The following is a 20,595-nucleotide window of genomic DNA, read 5'->3' as shown; positions in this document are numbered from 1 at the left end:
GGCACCATCGCAAAAGCGCTCCCGCATGCCAGAACTGCAATAGACCATGCAGACGGCGGAGGGTCCTTTGTGTAGGAAGGCGGTTCCATGGACCGCCGCAGCCTCATCATCGGATACCTGCTCGTCGCCGCAGGCTCGGCACTGTTCTCGTCCAAGGCCATTTTCATCAAGCTCGCCTATGAAGAGCGCTTCGATGCGCTGCTGATCCTGGCGTGGCGCATGGTTTTTGCGCTACCCGTCTTTGTGGTGGTCGGCCTTTTCGAACTGGCCCGGCGCAAGCGTGAAGGACGACCCATGCCGGATGGCAAGTCGGTTCTGGGCGCCATCGGCATCGGGCTGATCGGTTATTATCTTGCGATGGTGCTGGATTTCGCCGGACTGCTCTACGTCACGGCGCAGCTCGAACGGCTGGCGCTTTTCACCTATCCGATTTTCCTGATCTTCATTGGCGCCGCCTTTTTCGGCATGCGCCTGACCTCGGCTGGCGTCATTGCCGCCGTGGTTTCCTACTTAGGTCTAGCCTTCGTCTTCGTGTCGGATCTCCGGATGGAAGGATCGAACGTCACGCGTGGCACCTTGCTGGTGCTGGGCTCGGCCGTAGCCTTTGCCGTCTATCAGCTGGTGGCCAAGCGCTATATCGGACGAATGGGATCGACGCTCTTCACCTCCGTGGCGCTGTCGGCCGCGGCGATCACCACGCTGGCCCATGTTTTCATTGCGCGGGGCGGGCTCGATACCTCGATGTCCACGAACTACTTCATGCTGGCGGCGGCGACGGGCCTTCTGGCCACCGTCGTTCCGTCTTTCTTCGTCAACGCCGGAATGGGGCGGATCGGTGCGGCCTCGACCGCCATGATCTCCAACGTGTCGCCGCTGCTGACGATCTATTTCGCGGTGACGATCCTGGGCGAGGAATTCACCCTCCCTCACGCGTTGGGGACCGTGCTCGTCGTGGGCGGCGTCGGCTATCACACCTGGAGCGAGTTCAAGAAGCGCGCGCCGGAAGAGGTGTGAATCCCAAACGAAAATGGCCGGGACAATGCCTGGCCATCTGATGTGTCATTGGCTGAAAACTCAGCTCACGTTGTCGGGCAGCACTTCCTTGCGCCTGGCCATGAAGGCCTGAAGCTGCTCGTCGATGCCCTCGTCCAGCGGCGGGGCTTCATACTCGTTGAGCATCTTCTTCCACTGCGTGTTGGCGCGGACCACGATGTCCTTCTCGCCGTCATCGCGCCACTGCTCGAACGAATTATTGTCGGCGAGGCCTGAGCGCCAGAACGCGGTTTCAAAATTGTTTTGCGTGTGCGTGCAGCCCAGATAGTGCGAGCCGGGACCCACTTCGCGGATGGCGTCCATCGCCTGTCCATTTTCCGAGAAGTCGACACCCTCGGCGAGCTTCTGGAACATGGTCAGCTGGTCAGCATCCATGATGAGCTTTTCATAGGACGAAGCCAGGCCGCCTTCGAGCCAGCCCGCTGCGTGGAGACAAAAGTTGACGCCCGAGAGCAAAGTTGGCCACAACGTGTTGGCGCTTTCATAAGCCGCCTGCGCATCGGGAACCTTGGAACCGCAAAGCCCGCCGCCTGAGCGGAATGGAACGCCCATGCGCCGCGCCAGCTGGGCCGCGCCGAAGGTGACCAGTGCGGGCTCGGGCGAGCCAAACGTCGGCGCGCCAGACTGCATCGACATCGAGGCGGCGAACGTGCCGAACACCACGGGTGCGCCCGGACGGCACAGCTGGGTGAAGGCGATACCGACGGAAGCTTCCGCCAGAATCTGCGTGAGCGTGCCGACGGTCGTCGTGGGCGACATGGCGCCGGCCACGATGAAGGGCGAAATCACGCAAGCCTGATTGGCGCGCGCCAGCACCTTCAGCGCGCCCAGCATCACGCCATCCCACACCATGGGCGAATTGGCATTGATGAGCGAGGTCATCACGCAGTTCTGGTCGACGAAGTCCTTTCCGAACACCATTTCGGCCATGGCGACCGAATCCGCCGAGCGCTCACCCGCCGTGACTGAGGCCATGAAGGGTTTGTCGCTGTACTTGATGTGCGTGTAGATCATGTCGAGGTGGCGCTTGGCCACTGGAACGTCCACTGGCTCGCAGAGCGTGCCGCCCGCGTGGTGCAGGCTCGGGAGCATGTAGACGAGCTTGGCGATATTGCGGAAGTCCTCGATCGTGGCGTAGCGGCGGCCCTCGTCGAGATTGCGGATGAAGGGCGGGCCATAGACCGGCGCGAACACCGTGTTGTTGCCGCCGATGGTGACGTTGTTGGCTGGGTTGCGCGCGTACTGAACGTATTCGCGCGGCGCCGTCCTGATCAGCGAACGGACAAGGCCCTTGGGAAAGCGCACGCGGAAGCGCTTGGTGTCGGTGGCATTCGCCTTCACGTCGGCGCCCGCGTCCTTCCACATGTGGACCGCTTCTTCGTCCTCATAGAAATCGATGCCAGTTTCCTGCAGGACCGTCTCGGCATTGTTCTCGATGAGTTCGAGCTGGTCGTCGCTGAACGGTTCGTAGGGCTTGATCGCGCGGCGGACGAAGCCCGCCTGTTTCACGGTGGAGGAGGTGCGGGCGGCGCGGCGGGCATCGGCACCGCCTCGGGCGCGGCGGCCGGTCGGAGGCGTTGCGGGCTGAACATCGGTCATGGATCAAGCCTGTTGAGAAGTTTTCACGTGACCCTTGGTTTACGCTCAACAGAGGAAGCGGGCAGGGGAGGAAACGTCAGCCGATGGTCCGGAAACGACGCCCGCTGAAAGGGCTCAGAAGGCCACCTTCAGGCTCTCAAGCCCGTGGAAGTGGTAGGCGTTGCGATAGTGGGGCTGTTCTGCCAGCCTGAGTTTCGGCAGTCGCTGGAACAGCAGCGGCATGGCGATCTGCATCTCAAGCCGCGCCAGAGGCGCACCGATGCAGAAGTGGATGCCAGCGCCGAAGCTGACCTGCGGGTTCGGCTCGCGCTCCGGAATGAACCGGTCCGGCGCGGGAAAGCGCCCAGGGTCGCGGTTGGCGGCACCCAGCATCAGCCCCACCGTCTCGCCTTTCCTGAACTTGATCCCCGCGTAGTCGAGATCTTCCAGCGCATAGCGGGTGAAAAGGTGGAGCGGTGCATCGTATCGAAGCGTCTCCTCGATGTGGCCCTCTCCGATTCCGTCGCGCACATTGTGTTCGAGCAGGCACTTGATGCCGTTCCCGATGGCATGGACGGTCGCCTCGTGGCCGGCGTTGAGGAGCAGGACGGCCGTGGTGACGAGTTCGTCCTCGGTCAGTTTCGCACCTTGCTCCTCCGCACGAATGAGTTCCGAGAGAAGATCGTCGCGAGGCTGCTTCCGACGTTGCGCGATATAGCCGCGCATGAAGTCGCTGAACGCGATGGTGGCCTTGACCGCCGCTTCCTCGATCGCAGCATCGCGCCGCGCCTGGTACATCGCCACCATGTCGTGCGACCAGGCGAGCAACTGCTGTGACATGTCCGGCGGAACGCCAAGCAACTCGCAGATCACGATCACCGGAATGGGGGTGGCGAACGCGGGCAGCAAATCAACTTCATGTGCTGTTTCAAAACGGTCTATTAACCTATTGGAAAGGTTTGTGATCATCGGCCTCAGCCGCTCCACCTGCCGCGACAGGAAGGAACGGTTCACGAGGCTCCGCAGGCGTGTGTGGACGGGAGGCTCCAGTTCCAGAAGCGAACGGGATTCGAAATCGTAGAAGGGTTTGAGGTGCGGCGGCGTCTCCAGCCAGCCCAGTTCCTCACGGCTCGCCACGTGGAGGATCTGCCGCCCGAAGCGGCGGTCGCGCAGCAACGCGTTCACATCCTCATGCCGGGCGAAGCACCAGTAGCCATACTGTTCCCATTTGAACACGGGAACCTCGGCGCGGATGGCGTGGTAGGCTGGATAAGGATTGTTGAAGAAATCCGGATCGACAGGATCGAGCGAGACGGAGCGGCGGGCGGTATCGATGCGCATGGCTGCCATCTTCTAGCGAACTCGCGTCGGCGGGCAAGTGCGGCTATGAAGCGCCACTGCGAAGGAGCACCGCACATGAAAGTCTTTATCAGCGTCGACATCGAAGGTTGCGCCGGCATCACCCATTGGGACGAGGCCGAAAAGAAGCATGCGGACTATCCCGAATTCCGCGAGCAGATGACGCGGGAGGCCGTGGCCGCCATCGAGGGCGCCATGATCGCGGGCGCGACCGAGATTCTCGTCAAGGACGCCCACTCATCGGGCCGCAACCTCATCGCCTCCATGCTGCCGGCTGACGTGCGCCTCGTGAGGGCCTGGGCTGGCCATCCGCTCTGCATGGTGCAGGAACTGGACGAGAGCTTCGATGCCGTGATGATGATCGGCTATCACAGCGCCGCGGGCTCGGAGGCCAGCAGCCTCGCTCATACCCTGTCACACGATGCCGCCGAAATTCGCATCAACGGGCGGCGCGCCTCGGAATTCTTCATCCATGCGCTGGCCTCCTCCATGCTCGGCGTGCCTACCGTATTCGTCAGCGGCGACCAGGGGCTGATGCAGGAGATCGAAGAGATCAACCCGCATGTGGGCCGTTGCGCCGTGAAGGAAGGCAGGGGCCAGTCCACCGTCTCCATGACGCCCGCCGCCGCGACCAAGGCCATCCGCGAGGGCGCAGCGCAGGCGCTGAAGGGCGACCTCCGGCAATCCCTTCTCCATGTGCCGGACCATGTGATCGTCGAGATCGTCTACAGCAATCCGGTTCTGGCGGCCCGCCACCAGTGGTATCCCGGCATGGTACACGTCGGCGACCGCGCCGTGCGCTTCGAAACGGGGCAATATTTCGATGTATTGCGCATGTTGAACTACGTGACATGAAGCAGGGCACCGGCCGCATATCCGTCGAATTCATCATCCTCGTGGCATTGCTCAATGCCATGGTGGCGATGTCGATCGATACCATGCTGCCGGCCATCGGGCAGATCGCGCAGCAGCTCGGCGCCGCCGATCCCAACAGCCGGCAGTTCATCATCACCAGCTTCTTCGCAGGGATGACGCTTGGAACCCTGATCTACGGGCCGTGGTCCGACTCGATCGGACGGAAGCCCGCCATCTTCATAGGCCTCGGCTTCTATGGATTGGGCTCGCTCATGTGCCTTTTCTCGACGAGCTTCGAGATGATGCTGGTCGGACGCTTTATCCAGGGCTTCGGGGCCGCCTCGCCCCGCATCGTGTCCATTGCCATGGTGCGCGACGGAAGCGCGGGCGCCGCTATGGCGCGGGTCATGTCCTTCGTCATGACCGTCTTCATGCTGGTGCCGATCCTGGCGCCCACCATCGGGCAACTCGTGTTGCTCGTGGCGAACTGGCGCGCCATCTTTGCGGGCTTCCTGATGATGGGCCTCATCGCGGGCTTGTGGCTGTGGTTGCGTCAAGAGGAAACGCTGCCCCGCGACCGGCGGAGTCCTCTCTCGGGCGAGGCGTTGCTATCCGCCGCCACGCAGGTTCTCCGTCATCCCGTCGCCATGGGCTACACGCTGGCCACGGGCTGCATCTTCGGCAGCTTCATCTGCTATCTTGGAACCTCGCAGCAGCTCTTCGCCGAGCAATATGGGCAAGGCGAGTTCTTCGCCGTCTGGTTCGGCGTCTTCGCCATAGCGATTGCATTGGCCATGATACTCAACGCGCGCCTCGTCATGAAATATGGCATGCGCAACCTTTCAAAGTGGGCGCTGCGGGGAAACATCATTCTCTCCGCGCTCTTCCTCGTGGCGAGCCTGTTCACGGCGGGGCATCCGCCACTATGGTTGCTCGGAACCTATCTCTTCGCCAATTTCTTCTGCTGCGGCCTGTTGTTCGGCAATTACAACGCCATCGCTCTCGAACCCATGGGACGGATCGCCGGCATGGCGGCGGCAATCGCGGGCGCTGGCTCGTCGCTTATCGCCATCGTGGCAGGCGGCCTCATCGGTCAGCAGTATGACGGCACTGTGCTTCCACTTGCGGCAGGATTCACCGGCCTTGGCCTGCTGGCACTGGCCGCGACGGAATGGGCAGAACGCCGCAGGGCGTGAATTTTCCACACCTTGCCGGAGCCGGGTGAGTTCTGATAGCACCTCGTCCCGTGACCAAACATTACTCAGCCTTCAATCTCGCCCGCCACGCCCTGCAGCCGGATCTGCCCTGGCCGCGCGCCTGGGCGTCACCTTCACCCAAGCCCTCCTACGACGTGGTGATCGTCGGCGGCGGCGGGCATGGGCTCGCCACGGCCTATTACCTCGCGAAGAACCACGGCATCCGAAATGTCGCGGTGATCGAGCGGAGCTACATCGGGTCCGGCAACGTGGGCCGCAACACCACGCTGATCCGGTCCAACTACATGCTGGGCGGCAACACCGCGTTCTTCGAGCATTCGCTGAAACTGTGGGAAGGCCTCTCCCACGACCTCAATTTCAACTGCATGGTCTCGCAACGGGGCCAGATCGTGCTCGCCGTAAGCCATGGGCAGATGGACGTCTTCGCGCGGCGCGGCAACGTCATGCGGTTGAACGGCATCGACGCCGAACTCCTTGACCCCGGCGAGGTGAGGAAGCTTCTTCCCTATCTCGACCATTCGAGCGATGCGCGCTGGCCCATCTATGGCGCCATCATGCAGCCGCGCGCCGGCACCGTTCGCCACGATGCGGTGGCCTGGGGCTATGCACGGGCCGCGAGCGAACTCGGCGTCGACATCATCGAGAATTGCGAGGTGACGGGCTTCGTCATCGCGGACGGCAAGGTGTCGGGCGTCGAAACTTCGCGCGGCCGCATCAATGCCGGCAAGGTCGGCATCGCGGTCGCGGGCCACACTTCGCAAGTTGCGAAGATGGCGGGGCTCAGGCTGCCCGTCGAAAGCCACATCCTGCAGGCTTTCGTGACCGAGCCGATCAAGCCCATCGTCGATCATGTGGTGAGCTGGGGCGCGGAGCTTTTCTATCTCTCGCAATCCGACAAGGGCGGCCTTGTGTTCGGCGGCCATATCGACGGCTTCAACACCTACACCCAGCGCGGACAGTTCCCGCGCATCCAGACGGTGGCCGAATGCGCCGTCTCGCTCATGCCCTTCATCTCTCGCCTCAGGCTGCTGCGGCACTGGGGCGGCATTCAGGACATGACGCCGGATGGCAGCCCCTTCATCTGCAAGACGGAGGTGAAGAACCTCTATCTCAACGGCGGCTGGTGCTATCAGGGCTTCAAGGCGACACCGGCCTCGGGCTGGACCTTCTCGCACACCATCGCCAACGACAACGAGCACGAGCTGAACCGCGACTTCGCCCTCGACCGTTTCGAGAAGGGCAGGGAACTCGACGAGTTTGGCCTCGGCAACTGGACCTACAAGCAATGATCGTTCCCTGTCCCTATTGCGGCGACCGCGACGTCTCCGAATTCCGCTATGGCGGCGATGCCACCAAGCAGCGCCCGGCCCACGGCACCGGCGATCTCAAGACCTGGCATGACTATTACTTCGTGTTCGACAACCCAAAAGGTCCGCATACGGAATATTGGCAGCATGTGCTGGGCTGCAGGCAGTGGTTCAGGTTGAACCGCAACACGGCCACCAACGAGATCGGAGGCCTTGCATGAAGACCTTCCGCCGTTTGAGCAAGGGTGGCCGCATCGATCGCGCGCGGCATGTCTCGGTGCGGTTCAATGATGCCGCACTCGATGGCTATGCCGGAGATACGCTGGCCTCGGCACTGCTCGCCAACAACAAGGTCCTGACCGCCCGCAGTTTCAAGTATCACCGTCCGCGCGGAATCCTGTCGGCGGGTATCGAGGAGCCGAACGCACTTTTCACGCTGGGTGAAGGCCCCACGGCTGAACCGAACGTGGCCGCCACGGTGACGGAACTGGTGGACGGACTAGTCGCTCGCTCGCAGAACGCCTGGCCCTCGCCAGACTTCGACGTGATGGCGGTCAATTCCATCCTGTCGCCGCTGTTCCAGTCTGGCTTTTACTACAAGACCTTCATGGGTCCGACCAAGGGCTCGTGGATGTTCTACGAGCCATTCATCCGCAATGCGGCGGGCTTGGGCAAATCCTCAGGCCTTGCCGATCCGGACCGCTATGAAACCCGCTACGCGTTTTGCGATGTTCTTGTCGTGGGGTCTGGTCCTGCCGGCCTTGCGGCAGCCCTGACAGCGGCCCGCAGCGGCGCGCGTGTGGTGCTGGCGGAACAGGATACCGAGCTTGGCGGCAGCCTTCTCTCGGGCAACGATCCCGAACACGAGGCTTGGCGGCTGGCCTGCGTTGATGAACTCCAGCGGATGCCGGAAATGACAATCCGTACACGGACGACTGTGCAGGGCCTCTACGACGCCAATTTGGCCGTGTTGGTCGAACGCCGCGATCATCTGCGGCCTGACCCGCGCAAGGGCCAGGCCCGCCAGATCCTCACCTCGCTCCGCGCCAAGTCGATCGTGATGACGACAGGCGCCATCGAGCGCCCGCTGGTCTTCGCTAACAACGACCGTCCCGGCGTGATGCTGGCCTCGGCACTCCGCACCTATGTGAACCGGTTTGCCGTGGCACCCGAAAAGCGCGCGATGATCGTCACTAACAACGACACGGCCTATGACGCTGCCATCGATCTTGCAACGGCGGGTGTTGCCGTCACCGTGGCGGATCATCGATCCACTGTCGCGGCAGGTGTCCTGTCCAGGGCAGGTACCATGGGCATTGCGATCTTCCCCGGCACCGGCGTGGCTGAAGTCGAAGGTTCCAAGGCCATCTCGCGCGTGAAGCTGGGCGGCGCGCATGCGGTGAGCATCGAATGCGACGTGCTCGGCATGGCGGGCGGCTGGTCGCCGGTCGTTCACCTCTCGTCGCACGGCGGCATCAAGCCGGTTTATGACGAGACGGTCGCGGGCTTCGTGCCCGGCGGCTTCGCGGCAACGCAGTTTGGCGCCGGCGGGATGATGGGAACGTTCGGTCTCGCTGCCGCCGTGGCCGAGGGCTCGAACGCCGGCGCGAGGGCCGCAGCCGTCACGGGCTTCGGCAAGACGCGCCCCGTCTATCCGCCCGAACATGTGACCGACCGGAGCTATGCCATCATGCCTGTCTGGTCGCTGCCGCAATCGGCAAGGGGCAAGGCCTTTGTCGACTTCCAGAGTGATGTAACGCTGAAGGATGTGAAGAACGCACATCAGGAAGGCTATCAGTCCGTCGAGCACCTGAAGCGCTACACGACGCTGGGCATGGGCACCGACCAGGGCAAGACATCCAACATCAATGCGCTGGCCTTGATGGCGGAGCATCGCGGCATCACCATTCCGGAAGCCGGCACCACGACGTTCCGCCCGCCCTATGCGCCGCTGACCATGGGTGCCATCGCCGGCCGCACGGTGGGCTCGCATTTCCGCCCTGTGCGCCGCTCGCCGCTGCATGACTGGCACGTGAAGAACGGCGCCACCTTCATCGATGCGGGCCTGTGGAAGCGTGCCTGGTATTATGCCTGGGCGGGTGCAACACCGGAGACGGCCTATGTGAAGGAAATGGAACTCGTCAGGAAGGCCGTAGGCCTTGCCGATGTCTCGACGCTGGGCAAGATCGATATCCAGGGCTCGGACGCTGCCGAATTCCTCAACCGCGTCTATGTCAACGGCTTCGCAAAACTCCCCGTCGGCAAGGTGCGTTACGGCGTCATGCTAAACGATGACGGTGTTGTGGTGGACGATGGCACCACGGCGCGCATCTCGGATACGCAGTTCTACATGACGACCACCACCGCGCAGGCGGGTGAGGTGATGTCGTGGCTCGAATACCTGCTGCAATGCCACTGGACGGAGCTGAACGTGCAGGTGGCGTCTCTCACCGACGAGTGGGCAGGCATGGCCGTGTCGGGTCCGAAGGCGCGGGAAGCGCTGCAACTGGCTTTCCCGCAAGCGGATATCTCGACCGAAGGCCTGCCCCACATGGGGTGCAAGGACATCGTCTTCGAAGGCGTGCCTGTTCGGCTGCTGCGCATGTCGTTCTCCGGCGAACTTGCTTACGAAGTCCATGTTGCGGCGGGCTTTGCGATCAGCCTGTGGGAGCACATCCTCAAGGCCGCCGCCCCACTCGGCATCAAGCCATACGGGCTCGAGGCGCTGGCCTCGCTCCGCATCGAGAAGGGCCATGTGGCGGGTCTCGAACTCGATCACCGCAACACGCTGGATGATCTGGGCCTCGGCAAGATGGCGGGCAAGGAGAAGGACTATGTCGGCAAGGCGATGCGCTTCCGCGAGGATTGCCAGTCGCCCTCCCGCTGGAGCCTCGTCGGGCTTGAGCTGATGGAACCGGACAAGAAACTGCGCGGCGGGTCGATCCTGTTCGCGGCTACAGATGAAATCAAGGGACACGGCCGCGGTTACATCACCTCCGTCACATGGTCGACGGAACTTAACAAGTTCATCGCGCTGGGCCTCTACCAGGGCGGACTGAAGCATGAAGGCGAGGAGATCATCGCGGCCTTCCCGCTGAAGAACGAGCAGGCAAGGCTCAAGATCGTCTCGCCGCATTTCATCGATCACGAAGGAGCGCGCCTCCATGCTTGAGCGGACGTCTGCCCTTGCCGAGGCAAAGACTTATACTAGCCCGGTGCTCTCCATCACTGAACGTCCTGGCTTCACGCTCACGCAAGTCTCGGGGCTTGATGATGGTTTCGAAGACAAGCTCTCGGCAATTGCCGGGGACGTGGCGTTGAAGGTGGGCGTCTCGCATGAGCACGAGGGCAGCACCGTCATGCGGATCGGCCCATCGCAATTCTGGATCGTCGGGCCGGAGACGGATGACGCAGGCGTGCGCCTTGCTGGGCAATGCGCCGTAACGCCGCTGTCTCATGGCCGCGTGCGGATCGCCATCGAGGGCGCGCCCGCCCGCGACGTGCTGTCAAAGCTCATGCCGCTGGATTTTCATCCCGCAACCTTCGTGCCCGGACACTTCGCCATGACCGGCATTCATCACACGCCGGTCACCGTCCACTGCACGGGAGAGAATGCTTTCGACATCTACGCGATGCGGAGCTTCGCACTGAATGTGTGGGAGGTTCTCACGGACGCGGCGCTCGAGTTTGCAGGAACGCGTTAAGCTCGGCGAGACCTGCCCGCCGCGCCCTGGTCATCGGGTGCACCGCGCAGTAGTCATGGCCGAGCGGCAATGAATCGTCCTGAAGCACCACAAGTGTGCCCGTGCTGATGGATTCTTGGGCCAATGCGCGCTGGCCGAGCGCAATGCCAAGTCCACGGCGGGCGAAATCCAGCGCCAGTTGCGATGAGCCAGCGCGGTGCCCCTTCGTGGAATCGAAGCGGCGCGCGGGTTGAAAGCGCCCGAACCAATCGCCCCACGACGGGTGCGAGGCAAAGCTCTTTCCCCAGTTCGTATGGATGAACTGGCTGTCGTCCGCCGATGCAATCGAAACCTGAGCGGCAAGAACAGGAGCGCACAACGGCACCACATGATCGCGGAATAGCGGCACCGTGTGGTGCTCAGGATACTGGGTGGATCCGTAGCATACCCGAAGGTCAATCTCGCCGCTTGCGAAGTCGACAGGATCGTCCTCGACGCGAAGGTCGATCCGGATGGCGGCGCCAAGTGCAATGTAGTCCGCCAGGGCCGGCATGAACCAGCATTCGGCAAGTGAGGGGATGACGCTCACCACCAGCTTCGACCGGCTGCTGCCTGACATGACGCGCGTGGTGAGCGCCGCGATATCCTCGAGCGCGGGGGTTATTCCGGCAAAGATCGCCTTGCCTGCATCGGTGAGAAGGATTCTGTTGTTGAGCCGGGTGAACAGCTTCCGCCCCAGGAATTCCTCAAGATGCCGCACCTGTTGGCTCACCGCTGCTGGGGTCACGCCAAGTTCGGTCGCAGCCGTTACATAGCCGCCGGTTCGTGCCGCAGACTCGAATGATTTCAAGGCATTGAGGGGAGGAAGCTGCAACAGTGCTTTCCGTTTGAAATAGTTTTTCTGAGCCAGACTAACATTTTTCTGGATTGCCGGAAGCCCCTGCCTTTGACATGTCTGGTCCAGGCTTCCGGGGGAACGTCAATGCGCAACCTTCTCGATCTCGACCGCTATCCGCTCGACCGTCCAGGTACTGCCGCATGGCATGCGCTTGTCGACAAGTGCCGGGCCGATCTGGCGCGAGACGGCATGTACAATCTCGAAGGTTTGGTGAGACCCGAGGCGCTGGACAAGGCAATCGCGGAACTCCGCCCCGTGTTCGATACGCTCTCCTTCACGCATCGCCGCTCGCACAACATCTACTTCCGGAAAGACATTCCGGGGCTTGAGCCCGATCACCCGGCCCTTCAACTCTGCGAAACGGTGAACCACACCGTCTGTGCCGACCAGATCATGCAGTCCGTTCCCTTGTGGATTTACGAGTGGTCGCCCTTCATCACCTTCCTCGCCGCTACCATGGACAATGTTGCGCTCTACCCGATGCGAGATGCGCTGGCCCGCGCGAACGTGATGGCCTACCGCGAGGGCGAAGCGCTGAACTGGCATTTCGACCGCAGCGAGTTCACGACGACCCTGCTTCTGCAAGCGCCGGAGCAAGGCGGCGATTTCGTCTATCGCAGCGATCTCCGGACCGACGACGATCCCAACTACGACGGCGTGGCGAAGTTGCTGCGGGGCGAAGACACGCAAGTGAAGACATTGAAGCTTGCGGCGGGAACCCTCAATGTGTTCCGTGGCAAGAACACCGCGCACAAGGTGAGCACGGTGCGCGGACAGAAGGAACGGATCATCGCCGTCTTCTCGTATTTCGACCGGCCGGGCGTCACCTTCTCGAAGGAAGACCAGATCGGCTTCTACGGCAGGACGGCTTGAGCCTTCGCGATGTCGGCAACTGTCCCGCGCGACAGTCTCACCAGCGCATCGAAAGCAATTTCGAACACCGCATTGCCGGTGCCGCCTGCGGCCCACACAGCCGGATAGTTCTTGAGATCCTGATCGATGAAGACCGTGACATCGCGTGCATGAGCGAGCGGAGGCACGCCGCCGATCTCGAAGCCTGTCATCTCCTTCACGAATTCGGGTGAAGCCCGTTCGATTTTCTCGCCCAGCAGCGCCCTGATCTTCTTCTCATCCACGCGGTTCCGGCCAGATGCCACGACCATCACGGCGCGGCCCGATTGGCTGCTGCGGAACAGAATCGATTTCGCGATCTGCGCCACATCGCAGCAGATGGCATCCGCCGCCTGCTGCGATGTGTGCGTGCTCTCGTCGAATTCGACGACCGTGTAGCCCGCACCCAGCGCGGACTGCACGCGAAGCGCCTGTGGGTGCGTCGATGGGCGCATCAGCCCCGCATCCGCTTGCCTTCGGGATCGAACGGCGGCTCGGTGATGATGGTGGCCTTGCGGTTCTCGCCGATGATCTCGATCTCGAAGGCACCTTGCTCCGTGTCGCCCGCCAGTTCCTTCGGCACATAGCCCTGCGCCATCGACTTGTTCACGTAATGCGCGAAGCCTCCGGACGTGACCCAGCCCACGACCTTGCCCTTGTGCCAGATCGGCTCGTCGCCCAGCACATCGGCATCGCCTGCCTCGACCACCATGGAGACACGGCGCAGCGTGCCGCCCGAAGCCTTTTCTTCCATCGCCTTGTCGCGGCCGATGAAGTCATTCTTGGTGAGGTCGATGAAGCGGTCCATGCCCGCCTCAAACCCGCCGTAGATCGGGCGAAGCTCGCGGTACCAGGTGGGGAAGTTCTTTTCGAGGCGCATGGCGAGAAGGGCGCGCATGCCGAAGTTGACGATGTCATGCGCCGCCCCCGCCTGCATGATCTTCTCGTAGAGGCGGCGCTGGTAGTCAGGGGCCACCCAGATTTCATAGCCGAGGTCGCCCGTGTAGGTGACGCGGTTGATCAGGGCCGGGCAGTTGGCGATGTCCATGGCGCGATGGTCCATGAACCTGAATGCCGCGTTCGACACATCCTCGTCGGTCAGTTGAGCCAGCACGTCGCGCGACTTCGGGCCCGCGATCGAAAGGCCGACCAGTCCCATGTCGAAGCGATGAATCTTCACCGAGCTGTCGGCGGGAAGGTGAGCCTCGAACCAGCGCATGTGGTATTTCTGCGCCTGGGAAGAGCCCCACATGTAGAAGCATTCGTCCGATGCCTTGGCGATGGTGAAGTCGCCGATGAGCTTGCCCTGCGGGTTCAGCATGGGCGTGAGCACGAGGCGCCCGGTCTTTGGCATCTTGTTGGTCATCAGCCGCGACAGGAAGGCTTCAGCGCCCGAGCCCGTGAAGCGGTACTTGGCAAAGTTGGCGATCTCGGTGACGCCCACGCCATTGCGGGTGCCCATCACCTCCGCCTTCACATGCGCGAAGTCGTTGGAGCGGCGGAACGACACGATGTCCCTGGGTTCAACACCCTTGGGCGCGAACCATAGCGGTGTTTCAAGGCCCCATGAATCGCCCATCACAGCGCCTTGACCGAGCATGATGTCGTAAAGTGCTGTGGTCTGCTGCGGGCGGGCGGCAGGAAGTTCTTCATTGGGGAAGCGGATCGAGAAGCGGCGCGAATAGTTCTCGCGCACTTTCTCGTTGGTGTAGCTGCGCGTGGCCCATTCGCCGAAGCGCGCGCAGTCCATCGCCCATACGTCGAAGCCCGGATCGCCATTGACCATCCATTGCGACAACGCGAGGCCGACGCCGCCGCCCTGGCTGAAGCCCGCCATGACGCCGCAGGCGAGCCAGAAATTGCGAACGCCCTGAACAGGACCGACGATCGGATTTCCATCGGGCGTGAAGGTGAAAGGCCCGTTGATGACGCGCTTGATGCCGGCATTGGCAAGTGCCGGGAAATGCTTGTAGCCAAGCTCAAGGTTCGGCGCGATCCGGTCGAGATCGGGTTGCAGCAATTCGCGGCCAAACTGCCATGGCGTATTCTTCGGGCTCCACGGCACGCAGGCCTGCTCATACGTGCCGAGCACCATGCCGGTGCGCTCCTGGCGCATGTAGATTTCCGACTTGAAGTCGATGATGTGCGGCAGCTCGTGGCCGCGCTCCTTGTTGAATGACACGACCTCTGGCATCTCGTCGGTGACGAGATACATGTGCTCCATGGCGAGCACCGGGAGTTCGAGGCCCACCATGCGGCCCACTTCACGTGCCCACAGGCCCCCGCAGTTGACGATGTGCTCGGCGTGGATGTTGCCCTTGGCCGTGATCACATCCCATGTGCCATCGGCGCGCTGCTTCAGGTCCTCGACCTTTGTGTCCTGATAGACTTCAGCCCCGCCGATGCGGGCCGACTTCGCATAGGCATGAGTCGTGCCTTCGGGATCGAGGTTGCCGTCGGCCTTGTCGATCATCGCGCCGACGAAGAACTTCTCTTCCAGCAGGGGATGCATCTTCTTGGCTTCCGCCATCGAGATGATTTCTGTCTCGAGGCCAAGGTAGCGGGCGCGGGCATGCGCCATCTTTAGCCATTCCATGCGCTGCGGCGTATCCGCTAGGATGAGGCCGCCCGAGCGGTGGAGCCCGCAAGCCTGCCCGGAAATCTTCTCAAGCTCGTTGTAGAGCGCGATCGTATAGCCCTGCAGCTTGGCCACATTCGGGTCGCCGTTGAGCGTGTGAAAGCCACCTGCCGCATGCCACGTCGAGCCGGACGTGAGAATGTCACGCTCCACCAGCACCACGTCCTTCCAGCCCGCCTTGGTGAGATGATAGAGCACCGAACAGCCGACGACACCGCCGCCGATCACCACGACACGAGCCTGGGTCTTCATGGAAATATCCTTATGGATTGGGTGTTTCCGGCGGGTTTTAGCGTGATGGCCCTCGAGCCGCAATCAGCATGGCCGGTGAAAAGAATTCATCAAATGAAAATGGCCCCGCCTCAAGCGAGGCAGGGCCACGAATTCAATGCAGGAAGCTGACGCTTAGATCGCGTCCTTGACTTCCTTGGCGGCGCGGAAAGCCAGCTTCTTCGAAGCCTTGATCTTGATCGCTTCGCCGGTGGCCGGGTTACGGCCCATGCGGGCGGGGCGCTTCTTCACCTGGAAGATGCCGAGGCCCGTGATGCGGACCTTGTGGCCCTTCTTCAGGTTCTTCACCGCCAGGTCCACGAACGCATTCAGCAGTTCGGTGGTGGCCTTCTTCGACATCTCGTGCTTCTCAGCCAGTTCGGCTGCGATCTTCGAGAGGGCAACTGTCACAATCTTTTCGTCAGCCATTGTTCTCTCCTTTTTGGGGGTTGGCTGGGCGTGAGCGTTATCCCAGCTTTCGATTCGTGAAAACCCTTATTTTATCGGGGTTTTTCCACAGGCTGCCAATAAAACCCTTGTAAATGGGGGTTAACTCCTTGTTAACGATTGCGAACATCAGAAATACTATAAAATTTCAATGCCTTGCAGAGTATTTCATCAGGCCGGTGGCTTGCCCTGCGAACCGGTGGCGATGTCCAGATGGTTCTTCAGGGGAATGGGGGCAAGCCCATGCTTCGCTGAAAACCGGTCGAGATTTTCGCGACGCTGCACTTCGAGCGATTCGCCCGACATGTTCTGCGCATGAACGCGGATCGCCACCACGGGACGCTCGACATGAACGAGCGCATGCCCCGCGCGCGCCACGCGAAGATACCAGTCCCAGTCCCAATAGAAGGGCAGGCTGACGTCGAAAGCGCCCAGTGCGTCATGCAGGCTGCGGCGGTAGACGACGCCTGAGATGAGGATCGTGTTGTCGCGTGTGAGCGTTTCGCCATCGGCATGGAAGGCAAAGGGCAATTGCGGCCGGCCGTCCTCGAAAGCCATGACGCCATCCGCGTAGCAGAAGGCAGCGCCGCCCTCGAAGATGCGGGCCACCGTGTCGAAATAGCCGGCATCGGTGAACCAGTCGTCATCGTCAAGAAAGGCAATCACGTCGCCCGCCGCCTGCGACACGCCCAGAATGCGCGCCGGCACTGGCCCGCGCTTGCGATTGTCGAGAACGCGGATCGTGGGGTGCATATGGCCCACCGCTTCGAGCGCGCCCTCGCCATCATCCACCACGATGATTTCCTTCGCGGCGTGTGTCTGCTTAAGCACGCTTTCAAGGGCCTGCTTCAGGAAGTGGTGGCGGCCACGCGTGGGGATGACGACTGAAATGCTGGTCATGCGGCTGCTACGCTGGAACGGTGAAGGGGGATCGCTTGATGGCGAAGGCCGATGCTATACGATGCCGCCATGATCGCAACACTTCCGATGTATGACTGGCCCGAGGTGCGCGAGGCCACTGATGATTTCTGGGCCGCCATGGCGCGCTGCCTCGGTTCTGACGTGCGGTTGTCGAGGCCAGAGGATTTCGCTGCGGCGTGGACACGCGAAGATCTGCTGTTCAGCCAGACCTGCGGATATCCCTTCACCCATGCCCTGAAAGACAAGGTAAGCCTCGTTGCCACGCCGCATTATGGCTGCGACGGATGTGACGGAACCTTCTACAGCAGCATCGTCTTCGCCCGGGAGCAGCGTCCGCTTGATGCCTTCAGTGGCGCTGTCGCTGCCGTCAATACACCCGATTCCATGTCGGGCATGCTCGCGCTGAAGCTCGTCTTCGGACCCTATGCGGAACAGGGGCGTTTCTTCGGCCGCGCCGTCGAAACAGGCGGTCACCTGAAGTCTCTCGCGGCGTTGCGCGAGGGACGGGCGGATGTCTGCGCCATCGATGCCGTCTGCGTTGCCATGGCGCGGCGCTATCGACCCGCCGATCTGGAAGGCCTGCACGAGATTGCAAGGTCGCCGTCGGTTCCAGCCCTGCCATGGATCACGCGCGCTGGAGATGTCGGGGAACTTCGGGAAGCCTTGTCCGGCGTCTTTGCAGACCCTGCCTTGCGCGAGACGCGCGATCACCTTTTCTTGTCTGGGTTTTCCGTGCTGACCTCACAAGATTACGCGCGCATCACCGAACTTGAATCAGCAATGGAACGCCGACGGGGATTGGACCTGCTATGATTGATCTTTACACATGGAGCACGCCCAACGGGCGGAAGATCTCGATCGCTCTCGAAGAGATGGGGCTCCCTTATGAGGTCCATGCCGTCAACATCGGCAAGGACGAGCAGTTCGAGCCTGGGTTTCTGGCGATCTCTCCCAACAACAAGATCCCGGCCATCGTCGACCGCGATAACGGACAAAGCGTCTTCGAGTCCGGCGCCATCCTCATGTATCTTGGCGACAAGACGGGCTTGTTCTATCCAGCCGAGGCAAAGGCGCGGGTGCGTGTCAACGAATGGCTGATGTGGCAGATGTCGGCCGTGGGGCCGATGCTGGGGCGTGCGCATTACTTTCTCAAGTACAACCCCGGCAAGGCCCCGTTCGCGGAAGACTGGTTCTCCGCCGAAGCCCGCCGCATCTATGGCGTGCTCGACAAGCTTCTGGCAGATCAAGCCCATATGTGCGGCGGCTATTCGATTGCCGACATCGCCACATTTCCGTGGATCGCCCGGCACGAATGGCAGCGCATCGACCTCAACGAATTTCCGAACGTGAAGCGCTGGTATCTTGGCATTGCTGCAAGGCCCGCTGTTCAAAAGGGCTATGCGGTGCCGAAGCCGGAGACGATCCCCTTGCCGGCTTGAGCTGGATCTGACTTCACGCCTTGCGGCTGGGCACCGTCTCGTCCGCCGCAGGGCGCGCCTTCACGAAGTCCTCCTTCGTCTCGCAATGGAGTGCGAGGGAATGGAGCTTCGGATATTTGTTCACCGGGAAGACCTCGGGCACACGCATCTTCATGTGGCCGATCATGCAGCCGATGGTGATGTCGGCCTGCGTCATCTTCGAATCGAAGAACCACGGCGTGCCGCAATCATGCTCAAGCTTCTCCAGCGCCGCCGCGATTTGCGACATCATCCGCTTCTCAAATGCGTGATTGATGTGCTTGTCGGAGTGGAACAGCCGCTCGAAGAACAGCGCCACCACCTTTTCCGCCGTTCCCGCGGCGAGCACCACCGCCTGCATCACCTTGCGGCGCTCGGGCCCATGCGCGGGCGTCAGCGCGCGAGCAGGTCCCGCCATCTCGTCCAGCGCGTCGATGATGGCGCTTGAGTCGATCAGCGTCTCGCCGGTTTCCAGAATGAGCGCAGGCACGCGGATCAGCGGATTGACCTTCTGCATGTCCTCCGCATTGCGGAACACCGAGAGCGGATTGCGCGTGTAGGGCATGTGATAGTGATGAAGCGTCACCGCCACGCGCCGCACGAAGGGAGAGTCGAACTGGCCCACGAGGATCATGCGCCGATCATTGCGCAATCAGGAGAGCCGCTCAAGCACTCTTTGGCGGCCGATTAACGGAAGCAACTGTGCAAGTTCCGGCCCGTGGTCGAGGCCCGTCAAAGCAAGGCGCAGCGGCATGAACAGCGCCTTGCCCTTCCGGCCGCTGTCCGCCTTCACGGCGTCGGTCCAGGTTTTCCAGGTGGACGTATCCCATGGCTCGGGCGGCAGCAGCGCCTTGCTCCCGGCGATGAAGGAGCGATCATCTTCCGCGACAACCGGCGTGACGGGTCCTGAAACGACATTGGCCCAGAGCGAGGCATCCGAAAGCTTTTCGATGTTGCCGCGAATGGCGAGCCAGAATGCTTCCGTCCCGCCATCGAGCCGGTCTTTCACGGCATCCCAAGGCAGATGATGCAACAGCTTCGCATTGAGGTGGGCAAGCTCCACCTCGTCGAACCGGGCAGGCGCGCGCGACAGCTTGGCGAGATCGAAGCCCGAGACGAGTTCGGAATAATCGGCACACGGATGAATGTTGTCGGACGTGCCGAGCAAGGCAGCATGGCTGACGACGGCCATCGCCTCCAGCCCTTGCTCGCGCATCGATGCGATCGACAGCGAGCCCAGCCGTTTCGACAGGCCCTTGCCGTCAGCACCCGTCAGCAGGCTGTGATGGGCATAGGCTGGAATGCTTCCTCCAAGCGCCTGCGTGATCTCGATCTGGACGGCCGTGTTCACCACATGGTCCTCGCCGCGGATGACATGGGTGATGCCGAAGTCGATGTCGTCGATCGCCGAGGGGAGCGTATAGAGATAGGTTCCGTCCTCGCGCACAAGAACCGGGTCGGACAGGCCTGTTGTGTCGATGTGCTGGGGCCCGCGAATGAGGTCGTTCCATTCAATCATGCGGCCGTCGAGACGGAAGCGCCAATGTGGCTTCCGGCCCTCCGCTTCAAGCTTTGCCCGCTCATCGTCGCTGAGCTTCAGCGAGGCGCGGTCGTAGACGGGCGGCAGCCCCCGCGCCATCTGGCGCTTGCGCCGGCGGTCGAGCTCATCGGCGGTCTCGTAGCAGGGATAAAGCCGCCCGGCCTTCCGCAGGCCGTCCGCGATCTCATCGTAATGCGCAAAGCGCTTCGACTGCCACTCCACCCGATGCGGCTTGATGCCGAGCCAGTCGAGATCGGCGGCGATTCCTCGGGCATACTCTTCCGTCGAGCGCGCGGTGTCGGTATCGTCATAGCGCAGCACGAATTGACCGCCGGTCTTCAGGGCCAGAAGCCAGTTGATGATGGCGGTGCGGGCATTGCCGATGTGAATGCGGCCCGTGGGCGAGGGGGCAAAGCGGACGATGGTTGTCATGAGTGCGGCTTTTGGCATGGCGAACCCGCCCCCGCAAGCCGCAGGGTTG

Annotated in this window: 19 protein-coding genes; 10 read left to right on the top strand and 9 right to left on the bottom strand. The window is 62.1% G+C overall.

All coding sequences use genetic code 11. The features are described from left to right. Positions 1–87 precede the first annotated feature (87 nt). On the top strand, positions 88–1,014 hold the full coding sequence (locus ACEW8Q_RS13555; RefSeq protein WP_373504591.1) for a DMT family transporter: 927 nt from the start codon (positions 88–90) through the stop codon (positions 1,012–1,014). 60 nt (positions 1,015–1,074) lie between these two features. Here the strand turns inward: ACEW8Q_RS13555 and ACEW8Q_RS13550 are convergent, their stop codons facing one another. After that, entirely contained in the window at positions 1,075–2,652 is a 1,578-nt protein-coding gene (locus ACEW8Q_RS13550; protein WP_373504590.1) for a trimethylamine methyltransferase family protein, read from the bottom strand. A 114-nt stretch (positions 2,653–2,766) separates the two neighbouring features. After that, a complete protein-coding gene (locus tag ACEW8Q_RS13545; protein WP_373504589.1) occupies positions 2,767–3,972 on the bottom strand; it encodes a cytochrome P450 in 1,206 nt (401 codons plus the stop codon). Positions 3,973–4,047: 75 nt separating this feature from the next. Here ACEW8Q_RS13545 and ACEW8Q_RS13540 point away from each other — a divergent pair, with 75 nt between their 5' ends. The 6 genes from ACEW8Q_RS13540 to ACEW8Q_RS13515 are packed head-to-tail and all read left to right on the top strand — an operon-like array spanning position 4,048 to position 11,073. Then, entirely contained in the window at positions 4,048–4,845 is a 798-nt protein-coding gene (locus ACEW8Q_RS13540) for a M55 family metallopeptidase (protein ID WP_373504588.1), read from the top strand. Continuing rightward, complete coding sequence (locus ACEW8Q_RS13535) at positions 4,842–6,041, top strand: multidrug effflux MFS transporter (protein WP_373504587.1); 1,200 nt, start codon at positions 4,842–4,844, stop codon at positions 6,039–6,041. Before ACEW8Q_RS13540 ends, ACEW8Q_RS13535 begins: the two co-directional genes overlap by 4 nt. Before the next feature lie 50 nt (positions 6,042–6,091). After that, a complete protein-coding gene (locus tag ACEW8Q_RS13530; protein ID WP_373504586.1) occupies positions 6,092–7,351 on the top strand; it encodes a sarcosine oxidase subunit beta family protein in 1,260 nt (419 codons plus the stop codon). Then, a complete protein-coding gene (locus ACEW8Q_RS13525) occupies positions 7,348–7,590 on the top strand; it encodes a sarcosine oxidase subunit delta (RefSeq protein ID WP_373504585.1) in 243 nt (80 codons plus the stop codon). Before ACEW8Q_RS13530 ends, ACEW8Q_RS13525 begins: the two co-directional genes overlap by 4 nt. Further along, the gene (locus tag ACEW8Q_RS13520; RefSeq protein ID WP_373504584.1) at positions 7,587–10,541 is read left to right on the top strand and encodes a sarcosine oxidase subunit alpha family protein; all 2,955 of its coding nucleotides are present in this window, start codon (positions 7,587–7,589) and stop codon (positions 10,539–10,541) included. The genes ACEW8Q_RS13525 and ACEW8Q_RS13520 overlap by 4 nt, the downstream gene beginning before the upstream one ends. Beyond that, complete coding sequence (locus tag ACEW8Q_RS13515; protein ID WP_373504583.1) at positions 10,534–11,073, top strand: sarcosine oxidase subunit gamma; 540 nt, start codon at positions 10,534–10,536, stop codon at positions 11,071–11,073. Before ACEW8Q_RS13520 ends, ACEW8Q_RS13515 begins: the two co-directional genes overlap by 8 nt. On the opposite strand, the gene ACEW8Q_RS13510 is transcribed toward ACEW8Q_RS13515, so the two are convergent. Next, on the bottom strand, positions 11,036–11,926 hold the full coding sequence (locus tag ACEW8Q_RS13510; protein WP_373504582.1) for a LysR substrate-binding domain-containing protein: 891 nt from the start codon (positions 11,924–11,926) through the stop codon (positions 11,036–11,038). The two genes, ACEW8Q_RS13515 and ACEW8Q_RS13510, sit on opposite strands and share 38 nt — an antisense overlap. Before the next feature lie 108 nt (positions 11,927–12,034). Between ACEW8Q_RS13510 and ACEW8Q_RS13505 the strand changes: the two genes are divergently transcribed. Further along, entirely contained in the window at positions 12,035–12,823 is a 789-nt protein-coding gene (locus tag ACEW8Q_RS13505; protein WP_373504581.1) for a 2OG-Fe(II) oxygenase, read from the top strand. Here ACEW8Q_RS13505 and ACEW8Q_RS13500 read toward each other — a convergent pair. The 4 genes from ACEW8Q_RS13500 to ACEW8Q_RS13485 all read right to left on the bottom strand — a co-directional run bounded on the left by ACEW8Q_RS13500 (position 12,805) and on the right by ACEW8Q_RS13485 (position 17,096). After that, positions 12,805–13,296 carry a YbaK/EbsC family protein gene (locus ACEW8Q_RS13500; protein WP_373504580.1) on the bottom strand — a complete coding sequence of 164 codons (492 nt, stop codon included), beginning with the start codon at positions 13,294–13,296 and terminating at the stop codon, positions 12,805–12,807. The two genes, ACEW8Q_RS13505 and ACEW8Q_RS13500, sit on opposite strands and share 19 nt — an antisense overlap. Continuing rightward, complete coding sequence (locus ACEW8Q_RS13495) at positions 13,296–15,731, bottom strand: FAD-dependent oxidoreductase (RefSeq protein WP_373504579.1); 2,436 nt, start codon at positions 15,729–15,731, stop codon at positions 13,296–13,298. The genes ACEW8Q_RS13500 and ACEW8Q_RS13495 overlap by 1 nt, the downstream gene beginning before the upstream one ends. A gap of 153 nt (positions 15,732–15,884) precedes the next feature. After that, positions 15,885–16,178: an HU family DNA-binding protein gene (locus ACEW8Q_RS13490; RefSeq protein WP_373504578.1), complete on the bottom strand. Its 294-nt coding sequence runs from the start codon at positions 16,176–16,178 to the stop codon at positions 15,885–15,887. Between the two features lie 189 nt (positions 16,179–16,367). Continuing rightward, complete coding sequence (locus ACEW8Q_RS13485) at positions 16,368–17,096, bottom strand: glycosyltransferase family 2 protein (RefSeq protein ID WP_373504577.1); 729 nt, start codon at positions 17,094–17,096, stop codon at positions 16,368–16,370. A gap of 51 nt (positions 17,097–17,147) precedes the next feature. Between ACEW8Q_RS13485 and ACEW8Q_RS13480 the strand changes: the two genes are divergently transcribed. Together ACEW8Q_RS13480 and ACEW8Q_RS13475 are read left to right on the top strand one after the other, a co-directional pair. After that, the gene (locus tag ACEW8Q_RS13480; RefSeq protein WP_373504576.1) at positions 17,148–17,930 is read left to right on the top strand and encodes a phosphate/phosphite/phosphonate ABC transporter substrate-binding protein; all 783 of its coding nucleotides are present in this window, start codon (positions 17,148–17,150) and stop codon (positions 17,928–17,930) included. Beyond that, positions 17,927–18,556, top strand: a complete 630-nt coding sequence (locus ACEW8Q_RS13475; protein WP_373504575.1) for a glutathione S-transferase family protein — start codon at positions 17,927–17,929, stop codon at positions 18,554–18,556. The genes ACEW8Q_RS13480 and ACEW8Q_RS13475 overlap by 4 nt, the downstream gene beginning before the upstream one ends. Positions 18,557–18,569: 13 nt before the next feature. On the opposite strand, the gene ACEW8Q_RS13470 is transcribed toward ACEW8Q_RS13475, so the two are convergent. Together ACEW8Q_RS13470 and gltX are read right to left on the bottom strand one after the other, a co-directional pair. Next, the gene (locus ACEW8Q_RS13470; RefSeq protein ID WP_373504574.1) at positions 18,570–19,208 is read right to left on the bottom strand and encodes a glutathione S-transferase family protein; all 639 of its coding nucleotides are present in this window, start codon (positions 19,206–19,208) and stop codon (positions 18,570–18,572) included. Positions 19,209–19,226: 18 nt separating this feature from the next. Then, on the bottom strand, positions 19,227–20,546 hold the full coding sequence (gene gltX, locus ACEW8Q_RS13465) for a glutamate--tRNA ligase (protein WP_373504573.1): 1,320 nt from the start codon (positions 20,544–20,546) through the stop codon (positions 19,227–19,229). Positions 20,547–20,595 lie beyond the last annotated feature (49 nt).

It is taken from the genome of Aestuariivirga sp. (assembly GCF_041738905.1).
GTDB lineage: Bacteria > Pseudomonadota > Alphaproteobacteria > Rhizobiales > Aestuariivirgaceae > Aestuariivirga.
Note: the sequence above shows the minus strand (reverse complement) of the source record. Positions and strands in the feature narration are given on the sequence as shown.